At 64.9% G+C, this 17,375-nt stretch carries 15 protein-coding genes; 7 read left to right on the top strand and 8 right to left on the bottom strand.

The features are described 5' to 3' along the window. Nucleotides 1–77 precede the first annotated feature (77 nt). Entirely contained in the window at nt 78–1,100 is a 1,023-nt protein-coding gene (locus tag GcLGCM259_RS11150; RefSeq protein WP_138926638.1) for a hypothetical protein, read from the top strand. Nucleotides 1,101–1,157: 57 nt separating this feature from the next. Continuing rightward, entirely contained in the window at nt 1,158–2,345 is a 1,188-nt protein-coding gene (locus tag GcLGCM259_RS11145) for an MFS transporter (protein ID WP_138926637.1), read from the top strand. Nucleotides 2,346–2,349: 4 nt separating this feature from the next. Here the strand turns inward: GcLGCM259_RS11145 and GcLGCM259_RS11140 are convergent, their stop codons facing one another. After that, a complete protein-coding gene (locus tag GcLGCM259_RS11140) occupies nt 2,350–3,189 on the bottom strand; it encodes a phosphatase PAP2 family protein (protein WP_175419406.1) in 840 nt (279 codons plus the stop codon). A gap of 99 nt (nt 3,190–3,288) precedes the next feature. Between GcLGCM259_RS11140 and GcLGCM259_RS11135 the strand changes: the two genes are divergently transcribed. From GcLGCM259_RS11135 to menD, 3 genes are all read left to right on the top strand, one after another. Next, entirely contained in the window at nt 3,289–4,308 is a 1,020-nt protein-coding gene (locus GcLGCM259_RS11135) for an o-succinylbenzoate synthase (protein WP_138177023.1), read from the top strand. Nucleotides 4,309–4,453: 145 nt separating this feature from the next. Continuing rightward, the gene (locus tag GcLGCM259_RS11130) at nt 4,454–6,541 is read left to right on the top strand and encodes a PhoX family protein (protein ID WP_138926635.1); all 2,088 of its coding nucleotides are present in this window, start codon (nt 4,454–4,456) and stop codon (nt 6,539–6,541) included. A gap of 59 nt (nt 6,542–6,600) precedes the next feature. Then, complete coding sequence (gene menD / locus GcLGCM259_RS11125) at nt 6,601–8,352, top strand: 2-succinyl-5-enolpyruvyl-6-hydroxy-3-cyclohexene-1-carboxylic-acid synthase (RefSeq protein WP_175419405.1); 1,752 nt, start codon at nt 6,601–6,603, stop codon at nt 8,350–8,352. A gap of 87 nt (nt 8,353–8,439) precedes the next feature. On the opposite strand, the gene GcLGCM259_RS11120 is transcribed toward menD, so the two are convergent. From GcLGCM259_RS11120 to GcLGCM259_RS11105, 4 genes are all read right to left on the bottom strand, one after another. Continuing rightward, on the bottom strand, nt 8,440–9,222 hold the full coding sequence (locus tag GcLGCM259_RS11120) for an amino acid ABC transporter ATP-binding protein (protein ID WP_138926633.1): 783 nt from the start codon (nt 9,220–9,222) through the stop codon (nt 8,440–8,442). Between the two features lie 11 nt (nt 9,223–9,233). Continuing rightward, complete coding sequence (locus GcLGCM259_RS11115) at nt 9,234–10,028, bottom strand: amino acid ABC transporter permease (RefSeq protein ID WP_054821028.1); 795 nt, start codon at nt 10,026–10,028, stop codon at nt 9,234–9,236. Between the two features lie 112 nt (nt 10,029–10,140). Further along, a complete protein-coding gene (locus tag GcLGCM259_RS11110; RefSeq protein WP_138926632.1) occupies nt 10,141–10,929 on the bottom strand; it encodes an ABC transporter substrate-binding protein in 789 nt (262 codons plus the stop codon). A 317-nt stretch (nt 10,930–11,246) separates the two neighbouring features. Continuing rightward, nucleotides 11,247–12,590 carry an isochorismate synthase gene (locus GcLGCM259_RS11105; RefSeq protein ID WP_138926631.1) on the bottom strand — a complete coding sequence of 448 codons (1,344 nt, stop codon included), beginning with the start codon at nt 12,588–12,590 and terminating at the stop codon, nt 11,247–11,249. Nucleotides 12,591–12,891: 301 nt separating this feature from the next. Between GcLGCM259_RS11105 and GcLGCM259_RS11100 the strand changes: the two genes are divergently transcribed. Beyond that, nucleotides 12,892–13,989, top strand: a complete 1,098-nt coding sequence (locus tag GcLGCM259_RS11100) for a polyprenyl synthetase family protein (RefSeq protein ID WP_138177039.1) — start codon at nt 12,892–12,894, stop codon at nt 13,987–13,989. 518 nt (nt 13,990–14,507) lie between these two features. Beyond that, nucleotides 14,508–14,768, top strand: coding sequence for a hypothetical protein (locus GcLGCM259_RS11095; protein ID WP_138926630.1), 261 nt, complete (start codon nt 14,508–14,510; stop codon nt 14,766–14,768). A gap of 187 nt (nt 14,769–14,955) precedes the next feature. Here the strand turns inward: GcLGCM259_RS11095 and GcLGCM259_RS11090 are convergent, their stop codons facing one another. The 3 genes from GcLGCM259_RS11090 to GcLGCM259_RS11080 are packed head-to-tail and all read right to left on the bottom strand — an operon-like array spanning nt 14,956 to nt 17,365. Further along, nucleotides 14,956–15,474: an HIT family protein gene (locus GcLGCM259_RS11090; protein WP_175419404.1), complete on the bottom strand. Its 519-nt coding sequence runs from the start codon at nt 15,472–15,474 to the stop codon at nt 14,956–14,958. After that, nucleotides 15,474–15,908 (bottom strand): hypothetical protein, encoded by a 435-nt coding sequence (locus tag GcLGCM259_RS11085; RefSeq protein WP_138926629.1) that lies wholly within the window; start codon nt 15,906–15,908, stop codon nt 15,474–15,476. The genes GcLGCM259_RS11090 and GcLGCM259_RS11085 overlap by 1 nt, the downstream gene beginning before the upstream one ends. Before the next feature lie 53 nt (nt 15,909–15,961). Next, nucleotides 15,962–17,365: a PucR family transcriptional regulator gene (locus GcLGCM259_RS11080; RefSeq protein ID WP_138177048.1), complete on the bottom strand. Its 1,404-nt coding sequence runs from the start codon at nt 17,363–17,365 to the stop codon at nt 15,962–15,964. Between the last annotated feature and the right edge of the window lie 10 nt (nt 17,366–17,375).

The raw sequence follows: 17,375 nt of genomic DNA, 5'->3' as shown, positions 1-17,375 counted from the left end.
TATTTTGGTGCTGGTCCATGCAAACAGCGGCGGCAGCGGATGCCGCGGCGCTGACCCCACAAGCCCGAGGAAGAGCCATGAAGCAGCCCACAGGACCGGTTACCGTCAAGCACCGGGCGGTGAGTTCACTGTTGCTGCTCGTGCCGGCGGTGGCGGTGCTGGTCACCCGGATGCTGCTGGGCGCGCAGGCTCCTAAGGTCGTGGCCACCCACTGGTCGGGGCTGGACTACCCGGATGGCTTCAGCAGCTTCGGCTCGTTCTACGGGGTGTGCCTGGGGATTGCCGCGGCCGGGGCGCTGCTGGGCCTGGCCGGGATGGGGGCCAAGCGTCCCACGGCCCAGCTGCTGATGCTGTTCCTGGGCGGCCTGGCGGCCTGGACGAGCGGAACCATGTTCATCGGCTGCGTGCTGCCGACCGTGCTGGCCGGGGACCCGGCACAGGCGCAGTTGGGCGCCTGGATCCTGGTGCTGATCGCCGGTTCGCTGCTCGGCCTGGTGCCGGCCTGGATCAGCGGCGTGTACCAGCAGGCGAACCGGGGGATGAAGCAGGAACGCGATGAACGGATCGCCCAGGGGCAGGGACGGGAACTTCCCCAGGCGCTGCCCGTGGCGCAGCAGCCCCTGCAGCGCAGCGTGAACGCGCCGGTGTGGCTGTGGGTCCTGAGCGCGGGTCTGCTGGTGTTCACCGTGGTCATGTTCTTTGTGCTCGACGGGTCGGCGGAGAACGGTGGGGTGCTCGGCCTGCTGACCGGACCCGTGCTGCTGTTGTTCGCCCTGGCGCTGCTGTTGGGGGTGTGCCGCATAACCGTGCGGGTGGATGAGAAGGGGCTGCTGGTGACCTCGGGGATTCTGGGCTTCACGATGCGCCGGATCCCGCTGCGGCAGATCCAGAGCGTGGACAGTGAGTGGATCGCCCCGGGGCAGTGGGGCGGCTGGGGCTGGCGGTTCTTCCCCGGCGGCTCGGCCATCGTGTTCCGCGCCATGGACGGGCTGGTGGTGCACACCACCGGGGACAAGCGCTTTGCCGTGACCATGGAGGACTCCGAGGCCGTTCGCGACCAGTTGCTGGCCCGCATGCACCAGGCCGAACCGCGCGATTAGCCTATCAAGGCGCCCAGCCCCGCCGGTGGTGGCGGGGCTGGTGCGTAGGATTGGAGCATGAGCGAACAACCCTTCAGCCTGCGTCCCCTGGCGCTGAAGGTCTACTCACCCTCCCTGCTCTACGGGGTGGGGGTGGGGGCCGTGGCCCCGATCATTTCACTGGCGGCGCTCGGTCGCGGGGCGGATACCGCCACCGCAGCACTGATTGTCACCCTGGTTGGGGTCGGCTCCCTGCTGGCCAACGTGCCCGCCGCCGTGTTGACCACCCGCTACGGGGAACGCATTTCCATGGTGCTGGCCGCAGCCTGGGCGAGCCTGGGCATGGTGCTGGGCATTGTCCCCAGCAACCTGGGGCTTTTTGCCCTGGGGGTGGGCATGCTGGGGATGGCCGGGGCCGTGTTCAACCTGGCCCGGCAAAGCTACCTGGCCGAGGCGGTGCCCATGGAATTCAGGGCCCGGGCCCTGTCCATGCTCGGCGGGGTGATGCGCATCGGCGTGTTCATCGGGCCCTTCGCCGCGACCCTGGCCATGAAGTGGCTGGGGCTGACCGGGGCGTACTGGGTGGGCCTGCTGGCCATGCTCACCGCCATGGTCGTGTGCCTGTGGATCCCGGAACTGGCCACCCGTGCCGAGCCGGCCGCCGGCAACACCCCGAACGGCACCTCGATGCTGTCCATTGCCAAGGCCCAGTGGCGGATCCTGCTGGGGTTGGGGCTGGGGGTGGTGTGCATTTCCGCGGTCCGCGCCACCCGGCAGGTGGTGCTGCCGTTGTGGGGCGAGAACATTGGCCTGGACGCGGCCACCATTTCCCTGATTTACGGCCTGTCCGGGGCGATTGACATGCTCATCTTCTACCCGGCGGGCAAGGTCATGGACAAGCGGGGCCGGGCCTGGGTGGCGGTGCCGTGCATGGCCACCATGGCGTTGGCGCTGTTCCTGCTGCCGCTGACCCACACCGCGGGCGCCATGTTGGCGGTATCCATGCTGCTGGGGTTCGGCAACGGGATCGGCTCGGGGATCGTGATGACCCTCGGGGCGGATTATTCACCGCCGGTGGGCCGGGCAAAGTTCCTGGGCCTGTGGCGCCTGATGTCCGATGCCGGGGCCATGGCCGGCCCGGTGCTGCTCTCGGGCCTGGTCGCGGTTGGCACCCTGGGTGCGGGGGTATGGGCGCTGGGCGGGATCTCGGTGCTGGGGGCCGGAATCTTTGGCTACTTCATTCCCCGCACCCGCCGCGCCGGCTAGGCCATCAGCGCCGGCGCGCCGGGCCGAGCACCACCGAACGCAGGCACAGCCCGCTCAGCAGGGCACTGGCCACGATGTGTGCGATCCCCAGCCCCGCATAGAGCACCAGCAGCGGGTCCGGGATCTGCTTGATGTGCGGGTGGGGCAGCAGCCAGGACAGGGCGATGACCGCCGCCCAGGCCAGCAGGGCGAGCAGCCCGGCCCGCCGTGACCAGGCGGTGCTCTTCACCTTTGCCGCCAGCGGCTGGCGGGCCTGCAGGATGGCGCAGCCAATGACCATCCACCACCCGGCCATCACGAAACCGGCGGCGATGTCCGAGGGCCGGTGCCAGCCGGAAATCAGTGTCGCCAGCCCGGTGACCGTGGCAAAGCCCCAGGCGAAGGGCCCCACGACCGGGCGAAGCCGGGGAGGGGAGATCACATACATCAGCCCCATGGCCGCCGCGGCGGTGGTGGTGTGCCCGGACGGGAAGGAGTTCATGGCGGTGCCGAAATTGAAATCCGGGCGCTCCAGGACAAAATGCTTGAGCAGCTGGGTGCTGCCCACGGCCGCCACCGCCGCCAGGCTGGCCACCGCCGCCCGCACGAAACTTCGGTCCCGGATCACCCGATAGATCAGGAACAGCACCGCAATCACCGCGCACATGGCCGGCAGCAGATCCAAGAACGCCCGCACCGGCGAATCCAGTCCGGTGCGCGGCCACCAGTTCACCCAGGCCAGGAACGCGGCCTCATCGGCCCACTGGCCCGGACGCAGCCGAACGAAGAACAGGTACTCCACGCAGCCCACCACGCCCAGCAGCAGCAGCGCCCACCACCACTTCAGATGGCGCGGCCCTTTCACTCGCCTGGAATCTCGCATGTTTCCAGATTGTCACACATCAAGTCGCCCCACAGCCCGCCCGATACGCGATACCGAACACATTGTCCTAGGCTGGTAGGCATGGAGAACCAACTGCCCAGCCTCGATGAACTCAAAGCCAACTCGTTTGTGGTGCGCCTGCCGCTGCGCGTGAAGTTCCGGGCAGTGGTCGAACGTGAGGCCCTGCTGCTGCAGGGACCGGCCGGCTGGGGAGAGTTCTCCCCCTTCTTGGAGTACGAACCGGCCGAAGCCAGCCGCTGGCTGGCCGCCGCCATCGAGTCCGCCTACCAGCCCTACCCGGAGACCACGGTGCAGCGCATCCCGGTCAACGCCACCCTCCCGGCGGTGAGCACCGAACAGGTCGGCCGGGTGCTGGAACAGTACGACGCGCCGCACACCATCAAGATCAAGGTCGCCGAACGCGGCCAAATCCTGCAGGACGACATTGCCCGGGTCGCCGAAACCCGGCGCCTCTACCCGCAGGCGGCGCTGCGCGTGGACGCCAACGCCGGATGGACCGCCCAGCAGGCCGTCGCCGCCCTGGCCCGGCTGAGTGAATACGACCTGGAATACGCCGAACAGCCGGTACCGGGCATCGATGACCTGGCCCGGCTGCGCGAGGACCTGGCCGCACGGCACATTGACCTGAAGATCGCCGCCGACGAATCGGTGCGCAAGCACACCGACCCGTTGGAGGTTTCCCGCAAGGGTGCGGCGGACTTGATGGTCATCAAGGCCCAGCCGCTGGGCGGCATCCGCCAGGCCCTGCAGATCGTGGCCGAGGCCGGGCTGGACGCGGTCGTCTCCAGCGCCCTGGACACCTCGGTGGGGCTGGGCCAGGGCGCGGCACTGGCCGCCAGCCTGCCGGAGCTGAAGTATGCCTGCGGGCTGTCCACCGGCACCCTGTACAAGGATGACGTCACCGAGCAGCCGCTGCTGGCCGAAGCCGGCTACCTGCAGGTGCGCCGCCCCGGCGTCAGCCGGCAGAAGCTGCGTCACTACAGCGTGGAACCCGAAGGCCGGCAGCGCTGGATGCAGCGCCTGGAAAGCTGCTACGCCATCCTGGCCGGACAGGACCTGGCACAGCGTCCGTTGGCCTGAGGTTAACCTTCCGGTTCCCCGGCGATCACCCACGGGTGGCACGCTCTTCTTGCGCCCTTCCCAGCGCACGATGAGCCACCGCTTCACGCCCCAGCCCAGGCACCGGGCTCGCGGCGTGCAGCACCACCACAGAAAGTGATCCCTGATGCAAACCTCGCGCCGGCTGCTTCCCATGCACGGTCACACCCGCGGCAACCGTTCGGCGGCCACCTGCCATTACAAGTGCGGTGACGCGTGCGCCGCGCCGCAGGCCAACACCTCGCACAACGAGTACTTCAAGGACATCGCCGATGCTGCCCTCTCGCGGCGCAGCATGCTCGGGCTCGGTGCCGTGGGCGCGGCGGCTGTGGTGCTGGGCCCCTCCTTGCTCTCCGCCCCGGCCGCCAGCGTCGCCCAGGCGGCCCAGGGAACCCGCGGGTCGCTGCCCTTCACCGCCATCGCCCCGGTGTCCCGCTCGGTGGACGGCATGAGCGTGCCTGAGGGCTATGACTGGCACCCGATCATCCGCTGGGGTGACCCGTTGTTCTCCCGCAAGCAGGCCCTGGACCCGGCCAAACCCTCGGCGAAGGCGCAGGCCGCACAGTTCGGCTACAACTGCGACTACCTGGACATCATCGTGGACAAGTACTCATCACATCGTGGGGTGCTGGTGGCCAACCACGAATACACGAACGAGGAAATGATGTTCCCGCCCGCCTGGTTTGAAGCGAACAAGGACGAGGCCCGTCGGGTCGCGCTGGCCGCGCACGGCATGTCAGTGGTGGAAGTGCAGCGCAAGAAGAACGACCGACGTTGGAACTACATCGTGGGCGGCGAACGCAACCGGCGCATCACCATGCACACCGAGTTCCGCATGACCGGCCCGGCCGCCGGCAGCCCGCTGCTGCGCACTCGTGAGGACGATACCGGAACCCGGGTGCTGGGAACGCTGAACAACTGCGCCGGGGGCACCACCCCGTGGGGAACCGTGCTGAGCGGGGAGGAAAACTTCGACCAGTACTTCCGGGGCCGGGGCACCGCGCAGGAAGCCCGGTACGGGATCAAGGCCAAGGCCACCGGCCGCGGCTGGGAGGAGAGCGAACCGCGCTTCGGGCTGCACCACCCCGGCTATGAGAACGAGGCCAACCGCTTCGGGTGGGTGGTGGAAATTGATCCGCAAAACCCGGACTCGGTCCCGGTGAAGCACACCAACCTGGGCCGGTTCAAGCACGAGGGCGCCAACGTGCGCATCGCACAGAACGGCAAGGTCATCGCCTACTCGGGTGATGACTCGCGCTTTGAATACCTGTACAAGTTCGTCTCGCGCGACACCTACCGCAAGGGGGACCGCGCCCACAACATGACGCTGCTGTCCCACGGGGATCTGTACGTGGCCACCTTCAGCGGCAATTCCCCGGCCCGTGAAATCGACGGCACCGGAACGCTGCCCACCGACGGAGCCTTTGACGGCACCGGGACGTGGGTCCCGCTGGTGCTCAACGGGGCCTCCCAGGTACCGGGCATGGCCCTGGACGAGGTCCTGGTCTACACCCGGCTGGCCGCTGACAAGCTCGGCGCCACCAAGCTGGACCGCCCGGAGGACGTGGAACCCAGCCCGGTCACCGGCAAGGTCTACGTGGCCCTGACCAACAACTCCGAACGCGGCAACCATGGCACCGAGGGGGCCACCGAGGTCAGCCCGCGCCTGCGCAACCGGGACGGGCACGTACTGGAGATCACCGAGAACCCCACCGACGCGACCGCCAACGAGTTCAACTGGAACATCCTGCTGGTGGCCGGGGATCCCAAGTTCAATTCCTCCACCTACTTCTCCGGGTACCCGGCCGACAAGGTCTCCTCAATCTCCTGCCCGGACAACCTGGCCTTCGACTCCCAGGGCAACCTGTGGATCTCCACCGACGGGGCGCCAAGCACCATCGGCTACTCCGATGCCCTGCACAAGGTCACCCTGGATGGTGAACAACGCGGGCGGGTTGAACAGTTCCTGGCCGTACCGACCGGCGCCGAGACCTGCGGCCCGCTGATCCGCGACAGCGATCAATCGGTGTTCGTTTCGGTCCAGCACCCGGGGGAGGGCGGCAGCTACAACGAACCCCAGTCCCTGTTCCCGGACTACGTTAGTGACGGTCGCAAGGCCAAGAAGGGCCAGATGCGTGGCCCGCGACCCACCATCGTGCAGGTGTACCGGCGCACCAAGGCCATCAAGGGCCAGGGCCGGGGACCGGGCAAGTAGTGGGCAACGGGAGGCGGTAGGCGGCAGGGACCGGCGGGGCAACCACTAGACTGGGGCAGGTGGGAGCTGAACGAAGCGCGGCGCACACCGCCAACGAGTCACACAGGGACCTGCACCACCGTGAATCCCTGCCGAATACCGCCATCGATACCGCCCGGGACGTGTTCCGCACACTGATCGGCGCGGGAATCCGTGACCTGGTGCTCTCACCGGGTTCCCGCAGCGCCCCGCTGGCCTACGCCGCAGCGGAGGCCGAGGCCAGCGGCAAACTGCGCATCCACGTACGCATTGACGAACGCTCCGCCGGTTTCCTGGCACTCGGCATGGCCCAGGCCTCCGGGGCCCCGGTGGCGATTGCCATGACCTCCGGCACGGCCGTGGGCCAACTGCTGCCGGCCATCATGGAAGCCAACCACACCGCCACCGCGCTGCTGGTCCTCTCCGCCGACCGTCCCGAGGAGCTGCAGGGCACCGGCGCCAGCCAAACCACCGACCAGCGTGGACTGTTCGGCGTGCACGTGCGTGCGAACCTGAACGTCCCGGCCGGAACCTCGCCCGCACCAGCGGTAGACCAAGCCCTGCGGGCGCTCGCCGGGACAAGCAAGAGCGCGCCGGGCCCGGTCCAGCTGAACCTGCAGTTCCGCGACCCGCTCACCCCGCCCCGGGACAGTGATTTAGGCGTACAGCAGTGGGCCCAGCAGATTCAGCCCGGGCGCTGGGCAGGGGAGCAGCCCGACCTGCCGCGCTGGGTGGTGCCTGGCGCCCTGCCGGCACGACGCACCGTGGTGTTGGCCGGGCATGACGCCGGCCCCGAAGCCCAGGCCTTCGCCCAGGCTCTTGGGCTGCCGCTGTTGGCCGAACCGTCCTCGAACGCACGGTTCTCGGCCCAGCTGATCACCCATTACCGGCTGCTGCTGGCCGTGGCCGGGGAACGGATCGAGCGGGTGGTGCTCTTTGGCCGCCCCACGCTCAGCCGTCCGGTGGCCCGCCTGCTGGCGAACCACCACATTCCCAGCGCCCTGTACCAGCCCCGGGCAGTGTCCTGGTACGCCCCGGGCCGGCGCCGCGAACGGCTCGTCGCCGACCCCGCCCAGCTCATCGAGTTCGCCGGCACCGCCCCGAAGGGGTGGCTGGACGCCTGGCGGAACCTGGATGCGCAGGCACAGCGCATAGTAAGGGACCTGCAGCCGTCGAAGCATGTCAACGGCTACCAGCTGGCCCAGCTGTTGTGGCGCCACCGGCAGGGGCCGTTGTTCATCGGCTCCTCCAACATCGTGCGCGACTTTGACCTGGCCGCTGCCGGGGACGACCGGCCCGGAGCCCGGGTGTACGCCAACCGGGGTCTGGCCGGCATTGACGGGAGCATCTCCACCGCCTTGGGCCTGGCCATCGCCAGCGGCCAGCCGACCCGTGCCGTGCTGGGGGACATCACCTTCCTGCACGAGGCCTCGGCCCTGCTGCTGGCCCCCGAAGAACCGCGACCCACCCTGGACGTGGTGGTGTACAACGACGCCGGTGGGGCGATCTTCTCCACGCTGGAACACGGGGCGGTCCACGAATCGGGGCGGTACGGGCAAGCGGTGGAACGCCTGTTCGCCACCCCGCACACGGCCCGACTCGACGCCCTCGCCCAGGCCTACGGATGGAAGTACTACTGCCCGCAAAATTCCGGCGAGCTGGAGGAACTGTTGGCGGCACCCCAACGGGCCGGGGTGCGGCTGATCGAAGTACGCGCCCCGCGCGAGCAGGTCCGCGCCCAGTCCGTGCAGTGGGCTGAAGCCGTCGGTGCCCTGCCCTGGCCCGAACGCTAGCCCAGCCTGCTCAGGCCATGGCACAAGGACACCGCGCACCCAAGGGTGCGCGGTGTCCTATTTCTGCTTGGGCTGCTGGGTTCCGGCCTAGATATCCACGTGGGTGGGATCCAGCACCCGGCGCAGGAAGTCCTGGGTGCGCGGCTGCTGCGGGTTGCCGATCACGTCGGCTGCCTTGCCCTCCTCAACCACCACCCCGTCGTCCATGAACACCACGCGGTCGGCCACTTCCTTGGCAAACGTCATTTCGTGGGTGACCACCAGCATGGTCATGCCACCCTTGGCCAGTGACTTCATAATCGCCAAGACCTCGCCCACCGTTTCGGGGTCCAATGCGCTTGTGGGCTCATCGAAGAGCATCAGCCGCGGTTCCATGGACAGCGCGCGGGCTATGGCGACGCGTTGCTGTTGCCCGCCTGACAACTGATCCGGATATCGGCTGCCAAAATCACCTAGTCCCACCCGGTCGAGATTGGTTTGAGCAATCCTCTTTGCCTCGCTCTTGGGCCGTTTTGCGACCTTGATCTGGGCAACGGTGCAGTTCTCCAACACGGTCAGGTGGGGGAAGAGGTTGAACTGCTGGAAAACCATGCCGACATGTCGGCGCATCCTGTCCAGATCCACATCAGGATCCGTAGCTTCGAAACCGCCGACATGAATGGTGCCGCCGTTCGGCTTTTCCAGTAGGTTGACGCAGCGCAGGAGAGTCGACTTACCCGAACCGGAGGGGCCGATCAGGCAGACCACCTCTCCCGGTTCGAGGTTCAAGTCGATCCCTTTGAGCACTTCATTGTTGCCATAAGACTTGCGCAAACCGGTGATGTTCGCGCCCGCTGCTTCAAACTTTTGTTCTGTCGTAGATGTACTCATGATGCTTTCTCCTAGCGCTTTTGCCGGGCGGAGGAACCCTCAAAACGACGCGCGATCAGGCTCAATGGAATGGTGATGACCAGATAGAAGGCACCTGCCACGATTAGCGGAGTAATGCCCGCTCCCAAGGCGGTAATTCCCTCGCGACCAAATTTTGTAATCTCGTATTGAGTCAAGCTCATGCCCAAAATAAACGCCAGGGAGGAGTCCTTGGTCAGAAGAATGACTTCATTGGTCAGCGGCGGCAGCACGATTCGAAAAGCCTGGGGAATGACGATGGTCACCATGGCTCGCCAAGCTGGCATCCCCAACGACCTTGCTGCTTCAGTTTGTCCCTTGGGAACGGCTTGCAGGCCTGCACGCAACGTTTCGGCAATGTATGCGGCCGACACCAAACCCAGCGCGACCATGATGTTTACCGGTTGCGGCCAGTTTGATTCCGGAAAGGCGACAGGAACGCCGAAGCCGAATGCGAGAAGCACGAGGATTGCCGGAACGCCGCGGAAGAACTCGATGAAACCGGTGGCGAACCAGCGGTAGGGAGCAAAAGACGCCATTTTCATGAGCGCCAACAGCAAACCCAGCACTAGACCAAAAGCAAAAGAAATAATGGTGTAGAAGATTGTGTTTTTCAGCCCGACAAGGATGAGATCGGGGAACATCGATCCAATCTTCTCGAAAGCGAAGAACGAGCTTCGGATTTGTGGCCAGTCGGCAGCAAGGATAAGTACTGCGAGAACAACGACGAAGACCGCTATTTGAATGATCTTGCTGATACGAGCCCGTTGACTTGTGGTCATAGCCATGGAAAAACCTCATGGTTGTCGGGCGCGGCGCTCCAACTTGTGATTGAAGCGCCGCGCGAAATCATTGAAGTGTGGGAAGCGGTCTCCTCGCGAAGACCGCTTTAGAAGATTCTTACTTCTGCCCCAACCACTTGTCGGTCATCTTGTCCAGGTCACCCGAGCTCTTCAGCCGGTCCAGAGTGGAATTCACCTTGTCCAGCAGCTCGGCGCTGTCCTTCGGCACCGCAACACCAAGCTTTTCACCGGTCTGAATCTCTTGAACGACTTCAAAGTCCGGCTTGTCCGCGATCGCATAGCGCAATACGGACTGGTTTCCCAGCGCCGCATCCGCCTTGTTCGAGGTCAAGGCCTGGAGCTGAAGACCGGAGTCTTCATAGCCGATGGTTTCCAGTCCTTGTTCCTTGCCGTATTTCTCACCGGTGGTAGCCTGCTGAACGGCGACACGCTTGCCCTTGGCGGATTCAACATCGGTGATCCCGGACCCCTTACGGGCGACCAGCATCAGGTCGTCATCCAGGTAAGGTTCCGAGAAGTCCATGTTGGCCTTGCGCGCATCGGTGATCGAAATCGACGACATCGCGATATCGCACTGAGTCTTGAAGAGGCCGGACTCGATCGAGTCGAAACCTGCGGTGATGACGCTCAGTTTCAAATCCATGTCCGAAGCAATCTCGTTGGCGATATCAATGTCCAGGCCAACGATCTCGCCGTCCTTTTTGAATTCGAACGGTTCGTAGGGAACATCGGAGCAGACCGTCAACTGTCCAGCGGTGCGGGGAGTGAATCCACTGCCCTCGGTCTCCGAGCTGCCGTTGTTGGAGTCGCCACAGCCGGTCAGGGCGATGAGCGCTGCTGATCCGATGGCGAGAGTGGATAGTACGTTCTTCTTGAAGGTGCGCATGGAACGGGACCTACTTTCAGGTGATGCGAGTTACAGGCGTCCTGATAATCATAACCATGACGCGGCCCACCTGAGATTCGCATCACACCGTGTCATGTGGGAATAAGCATTACTTGCTCATTGCCCACCTAATCCCTCCCCAGCCGTGGTGAAGCGTTGGGCACGAGGACTTGTCAGCGGGAAACTGCAAAAAGGTCAAGATTCAAAGTTTGACTGTGAATGCTGTTTTAGCGCGGCCCGACCTCTGAGGTGGGTGTGGTGCGCAGCCACCACAGTCGGGCCCCATCTCCGGCCGCTTGAAAGCCGGGGCATGGATTTTACTGGCGCTCGGCGTGCAGGGCCTGCAGCATGGGCCGCATCTTGGCCCACGACTCGGCCAGTTCTGACTCCGGATCCGAGCCGGTGACGATCCCGCAACCGGCATACAGGCGCATGTTGCTTTCGTCTTCCAGCACGCCTCCGCGCAGGGCAATGCCAAATTCGCCGTCGCCGCGCGAATCGATCCAGCCCACCGGTCCCGCATAGGGTCCGCGGTCCAGCCCCTCCAGTTCGCGCAGCACCTTCCCGGCGAGCTTCGTTGGGGTGCCGCACACCGCAGCGGTGGGATGGAAAATCTCGGCGATATCAAGTGCGGTGGGGAACCGGCCATCAGAACCGGGGCGCAGCTCGGCGCTGACATCACTTGCCAGGTGCCAGACATTGGGCAATTCCAGGATGAACGGTTCCTCGGGGGCCTGCATGCCGTGGGAAATCGGATCCAGCGCCAGGGTCAGCGAGTCGATGGCCAACTGGTGCTCCACGCGCTGCTTCGGGTCACCCAGCAGGACACGCTGCGGGTAGCCTGCTTCCCCGACCGGAGCCGTGGCCCGGTCCAGGGTGCCGGCCAGGACCCGGGCTTCGGCGGTGCCGTTGGTGACGCGCACCAGCATTTCCGGGGTGGCACCCACCAGCCCGTCCACCGAGTAGGTCCAGCAGTTGTCATAGCCGCCAACCAGCTCCCGGACAACCTGAGCCAAATCGATGCCGCCGCTGCTGCGGGCAATCACGTCCCGGGAAAGCACGAGCTTGGAAATCTCGTCACCCTCCAACACCTTCAGCGCCTGGCTGACCGCCTTCAGGTAGGAGCCTGCGGTCAGGTCTCCGGGCTGCAGGCTGATCGTGCCGTGCGGGGCGCCGGTGTAGGCCGCCTCGTCCAGCAGCTCCTGGCACCGGGCCAGGGCGTAATCGTAGGTGAGCTGCTCGGTGTCCAGGGTGTCGCTGGTGATGGTGATCCACGAAAGCGCTCCGTCCTTGCCCAGGACCACCTCCGGGATCACCAGCCGGGAACGGTAGTTGCTGGTATAGGAGAATGCGAACGCGCCGAAGGCCACCGGCCCGCTACCGGGCTGGTTGATTGGATCGATCACGGTGGCGCGCTGCACGAGGTCGGTAAACCACTGCCGGGCGTCAGCGAAGCGTTCAGCCCCCTGGGTATGCAGACGGGCCACCGCCCCCAGGCCAACCAGGCCGTCACCCTGCCGGGTCCACACCAGGGCTCGGTGACGCAATGCGTCGAGCACAAAGGACGGGTCGGTGTGGTCGAAACTAAAGGTCACACTGGCAAGAACAGGCAGCTCCTGCTGCACGAAGGCAGGGGAGGCGACAGGCAAATCGGCAGACATGATACGGCTAAGCCTACCGCCGAAAGCGCGCGGTGAGGCTGTGCTGGTGGCCGCAGTCACGCTCTGGCCCAGTGCGTCCGTGCGCGGGAGTTGTCCTGCCTACGAGGTGGGGGCGGTAAGGGTGTGCTGTGTACCGCTGTGCCTTGTGGCCTCTGGCCCACGGCGAAGATAACAGCACCGCGAAGAGAAAGAGGAGGGCCACATCGGCTAGAGTGATAGAAGTTTCGGAAGCGGTGCGCTGCCGAGGAGTCCTCCTGGGACGATAACCAAACCCGTTGAAAGATAAGTAAGCCGTAAAACAGTGACTGATTCGAAAAGCAACTGGACCGCAGCCGGGCATGAGGTTCCGAACTCGATAGAGCTGAATCCGGAAACCGCGGCACTGGCCGCGACCATCAATCTTCCAGCAGGTTTCGCCCCGATTGCCGAGGACCCGGAGTTCGGCCCGGCCGTCTCCACCGGGCTGGCCAAGGTCGAGAAGCTGCTGCGCGACGCAATCGCCAACTCCGATCCGCTGATCGACGCCTCCTCCCGACACCTCGTGGAAGCCGGGGGCAAGCGGGTGCGCCCGCTGCTGGTGCTGCTGACCGCGCTGCTGGGCGAGGGAATCGACGACGATGTCATTAAGGCGGCCGCCGTGGTGGAACTGACCCACCTGGCCACGCTTTACCACGATGACGTCATGGATTCGGCCCCGATGCGCCGCGGTGCCCCGACCGCCCACGAGGTGTGGGGCAACTCGGTTGCCATTCTGGCCGGTGACCTGATCTTTGCCCGTGCGTCGGTGCTCGGCGCCGAGCTGGGCCCGGAAGCGGTCACCTGGCAGTCACGCACCTTTGAGCGCCTCTGCCTGGGACAGCTGCACGAATGGATTGGCCCGCGCGAGGGGGACGACCCGATCGCCCACCACCTGCAGGTCATCAGCGACAAGACCGCCTCCCTGCTGGCAACCTCCGGCGCCTTTGGTGCCCGTTTCGGCCAGCGCCCGGAATATGTGGCGATCCTGCGCGAATACGGCGAAAAGGTAGGCGTGGCCTTCCAAGTGGCCGACGACGTGATCGACCTGGTCGCCACCAGCGGCAACTCGGGTAAGACTCCGGGGACCGACCTGCGCGAAGAAGTTCCCACCCTGCCGGTGCTGAAGCTCCGTGAAGCCGCGGCACACGGGGACCAGGATGCAATCGCGGCCCTGGAGCTTGTTGACGGTGATTTGAGCAGTGACGAGGCGTTGGCCCAGGCTGTTGCGGCCGTCGGAGCGCACCCGGCAACCCGCCAGGCCTGGGAAGTGGCCCGCCAGTGGGCTGACGATGCCATCAAGGTTCTGGAGCCGCTGCCCGAAGGCACCGTGAAGCACGCGTTGATCGCCTTCGCTGACGCCGTGGTCACCCGCGAGGCCTGAGCGTTGAAGCGCCCTTGAGGGGGCAGACCAACAGACTTCAAAAAGGATCGGCCGGTTCCCACACGGGGACCGGCCGATCCTTTATCATGCCGCAATGTTGTGCCCTAGGGAAGTGATAACGCCGTCTAGGTCGGTTTTCCTGATGCAGCTGCTGTGGGCTCGGTTCCTTTGCAGAACCGATATCGAGGGGCTGCAGAAAAACAATTTGCGGTCCCTGGTTCACTCACCCAGGGGGATCGTGACTCGTGCACTGCGTTCGACGGGTGACGCGAAGATCAAAGTAGGACAAAAGATTCGCGATACCTTCGGTTTATTTATCCCTTCCCTCAGCTGCCCTTCCACGGATTGCTGTTGCTGTTCTCGGCGAGTCTTGACGCTTGGATAAATATAAGCAGGTCACCGAACCTACCTAGGCAGCCTGATACCTAGCGTATTAATAGCTTGCAAAGGGTTGACGAAGCGCAGAAGTTAATTAGTGTGTACTAAAAGCGAAATGATGTGCGTAAGGAGATCGAGCGGTGTTGAAAATCAAGAAGATGTTGACCACTGGCGCAACGGCGCTCTGCCTCACCGCCGGGATGATGGCCCTGGCTCCTGCAGCCCAAGCGGACACCCAAACTCGGTGGTACAACAACTTGCAGGTTTGCCAAGCGGAAACCAATGCTCGGGCAAAGCACCTGCGAAATAAGGGCTACACGGTCAGTATTCAGCGGTATTGCAAGGGGGAGCAGTACATCGGTTACAGGCCGCAGTATCAGTCGATTCTCTACTTCAACTGATGCTCGCAGAAGAACCCCGATTCTGCTGAAGGTTCGGGTGAGACTAAGGTTTAGGCTGCAAGAGCGACAGCTCGATCATTGCAGCCTCGAACGCCGGCGACGCAGCCATTTGCTGCCGCTCGTGTGCTGCGCGTGCCAAAAGGCGCCCGAAAGGTCGTCAGGTGCTCGTCCTACGTGCAGACCAGGACTAGGGAACCCGCCGCAACTCCGCCTCGGTCAGGGCGAAGGGGTGACGCTCGGAGAACACGGCGGCACGCAGCTGCTCGGCCTTTTCCGCCCGGTCCGACACCGGCACCCGGTGGCGCAGCTGGCGATAGAGCATGTCATCTGAATAACGGGCAAAGACGTGCTGGTGATAGTGCCACACGTGCTGGTTGCCAGCGGGCTCATTGTGCTGCCGGGTGCTGGTTCCCTCCGGAGCCCAGGCCAGTTTCATGGCCAGGGCAATCCGCCGGGTCTCACGCATAATCGCCGCGCCGACCTCATCATCAAGGTCATAGAGGGATTCAAGGTGGGCGGTGGGGATGATCATCACGTGTCCGCCGTATTTGCCGAACCCGTCACAGGCCATGATCGCCGCCGCGTGACGCGTCTGGTAGATCATGTCGGTGGGAGCGCACAGGTTCCCCCCGCTGAACGGCAGGCCATTGAGCAACTCGCAAAACGGGCACTGGTACCCGGCCGGGGCGTGGGAATGGTGCAGCACTAATTCTCCAATTCTGCGCTGAGCTCCTCGAACACCCAGGCGAACATGTCCAGCGTGAACTCGCTGAACGTTCCTTCCTCACTGGTCCAGTTGCCGCGCGCGTTGTTGCGGCGGTAAACAATCGGATCGGGCACGTCGAGCTGGTTGACCTTGAAGCCCCAGACGAATTTTTCCTCCTCGTCCTCCAGGAACAAGAGGTAGCCGTCCTCCACCTCCAGCTCCTCAGGGTCGAAGAAGTAGTGGTAGGCCTCCATGAAGTCCTCGCAGTTGCCCAGCGAACGGTAGAACTCCTCCAGCACCTGGGGGATTTGCACCCGAGACTCCTCCAGTGCCTCACCCAGTTCCGCAGCGCTCAACCCGTCACTTTGGCTCCAGGCGTCATCCAGATACTTGGGAACCAGGGAACGGAACTTCTCAATGAACATGTCAGCCATGTCAATATCCTATCGACTCACGGCCCCCGGCAGGGAACCGGGGCGGCGCTCGCTCAGGCCAGTTCCAGGGCGATTAATGCGATCCACAGCTGCACCCGGTCGCCGGTGACCGTCGGGTCGTAGCCGGAGAGCTCGGTGATCTGCTGCAGCCGGTAGCGCACCGTGTTGCGGTGCAATCCCAGCGACTCGGCCACGGCGCCGACCGAACCGTCCAGCTTGAAGTACTCGCGCAGCGTGGTCACAAGTTCGCCGCGGTTGGTCCGGTCGAATTTCTGGAGCGGCCCCAGTGCCTCGGCAGCCAGATCGTGGATGGGCACGTCCTTGGCGGTGAGCAGCAGGGAGGTCAGCGACAGCTTGGCCGGGGCATTAACCCGTTCCCCGTGGCGCAACGCCTCCAGTGCCTCAAAGTAGCTCCACCGCACCCCGCGCGCCCCCGGATAGCTGCCGCCGTAGCCAATGGACGCCTGAATCCCGGCCTTCTCCAGGTACTCGCTGATCAGCGTTACCGCCTGCGCGGCCAGCTCCTGGGGGAGCAGCATCGCCAAACGGTCATCGATCATCGAGGTGACCTGTTGCTCTAGCAGCGGGGGCAACGGCAGGCTCGGCAGCACCGACGCCGCGGAGACGGCCTGGATGAGGATGGCCACGTGGTTGCGCTGCCGGTCCAGGCCCAGCGCCCGCAGCCGGTCGGCGGCCTCGCTGCCATCCAGCGTGCCGGCCACCAGATCGGCCAGGATCTGCCCGTTGCCCAACCGGTGGGATTCAAGCAGCCGCGCCTTGTTGGCCAGCTCCAGGCCAATCAGGGACTGGGCGTACTCCACCAGCGCATCGTGCTCATAGGGTTCGGCCAGGTACAACGCCCCCTGGTCGCGCATTCCGGTGGCGATCGGCAGCTGGTGCCAGGTGCCCGTGCGGAAGTCCGGACCGTAGATTTGGGTGCCGTACAGGGAGACCGCCACGTCGGTGCCCAGCATGTTCGCCAGCTCGCCGAGCATGCTGTCCAGGCTGGAGGAGAGCAGCGTGCGGGTCAGCCGCTGGTGGGAGTTCAGCAGCTGCTGCAGCTGCTGCAGGTGGAAGCGGTTCAGTTCCTCGGCAATCAGCTTGGTGATTGCCGCGAAGGGGGTCTGGTACGGGACCTCGAAGACCGGCAGGTTGACCTCGGCGGCCGCCTTCAGGATGCTGTGCGGCACGTTCTTGTGCCCCAGCCCCGTCCCGTACCCCAGGGCAATCACCCCGTTCTCGGCCAGCAGGCGCACGAACTCGCGCTGGCTTGCGGTGGTCTTCTGGCGCACCCCGGTGGTCAGCACGATCTCCTCGCCGGTGAGGAACTCCGAAGGGTCCAGCAGCTCGGTGATCGCGGCCCACGTGATGGATGTCTCGCGGGTTTTCGAAAAGTCATTGAGCGGGCGCAAATCAAGCTCGTCATGCTCAAGCAGGGCTCCAAGGGTGATTGCCATGCTTAAAGTT

This window comes from Glutamicibacter creatinolyticus, from assembly GCF_006094275.1.
Classification (GTDB): domain Bacteria; phylum Actinomycetota; class Actinomycetes; order Actinomycetales; family Micrococcaceae; genus Glutamicibacter; species Glutamicibacter creatinolyticus.
The sequence above is the reverse complement of the archived record's forward strand: the minus strand, read 5'-3'. Positions and strand labels throughout refer to the sequence as shown.

Coding starts and splice junctions, on each gene's coding strand:
- GcLGCM259_RS11085 (WP_138926629.1), bottom strand. CDS start 15,908: ATGGCTGACATGTTCATTGAGAAGTTCCGTTCCCTGGTTCCCAAGTAT.
- GcLGCM259_RS11110 (WP_138926632.1), bottom strand. CDS start 10,929: ATGCGCACCTTCAAGAAGAACGTACTATCCACTCTCGCCATCGGATCA.
- GcLGCM259_RS11130 (WP_138926635.1), top strand. CDS start 4,454: ATGCAAACCTCGCGCCGGCTGCTTCCCATGCACGGTCACACCCGCGGC.
- GcLGCM259_RS11135 (WP_138177023.1), top strand. CDS start 3,289: ATGGAGAACCAACTGCCCAGCCTCGATGAACTCAAAGCCAACTCGTTT.
- GcLGCM259_RS11145 (WP_138926637.1), top strand. CDS start 1,158: ATGAGCGAACAACCCTTCAGCCTGCGTCCCCTGGCGCTGAAGGTCTAC.
- GcLGCM259_RS11115 (WP_054821028.1), bottom strand. CDS start 10,028: ATGGCTATGACCACAAGTCAACGGGCTCGTATCAGCAAGATCATTCAA.
- GcLGCM259_RS11080 (WP_138177048.1), bottom strand. CDS start 17,365: ATGGCAATCACCCTTGGAGCCCTGCTTGAGCATGACGAGCTTGATTTG.
- GcLGCM259_RS11150 (WP_138926638.1), top strand. CDS start 78: ATGAAGCAGCCCACAGGACCGGTTACCGTCAAGCACCGGGCGGTGAGT.
- GcLGCM259_RS11105 (WP_138926631.1), bottom strand. CDS start 12,590: ATGTCTGCCGATTTGCCTGTCGCCTCCCCTGCCTTCGTGCAGCAGGAG.
- GcLGCM259_RS11120 (WP_138926633.1), bottom strand. CDS start 9,222: ATGAGTACATCTACGACAGAACAAAAGTTTGAAGCAGCGGGCGCGAAC.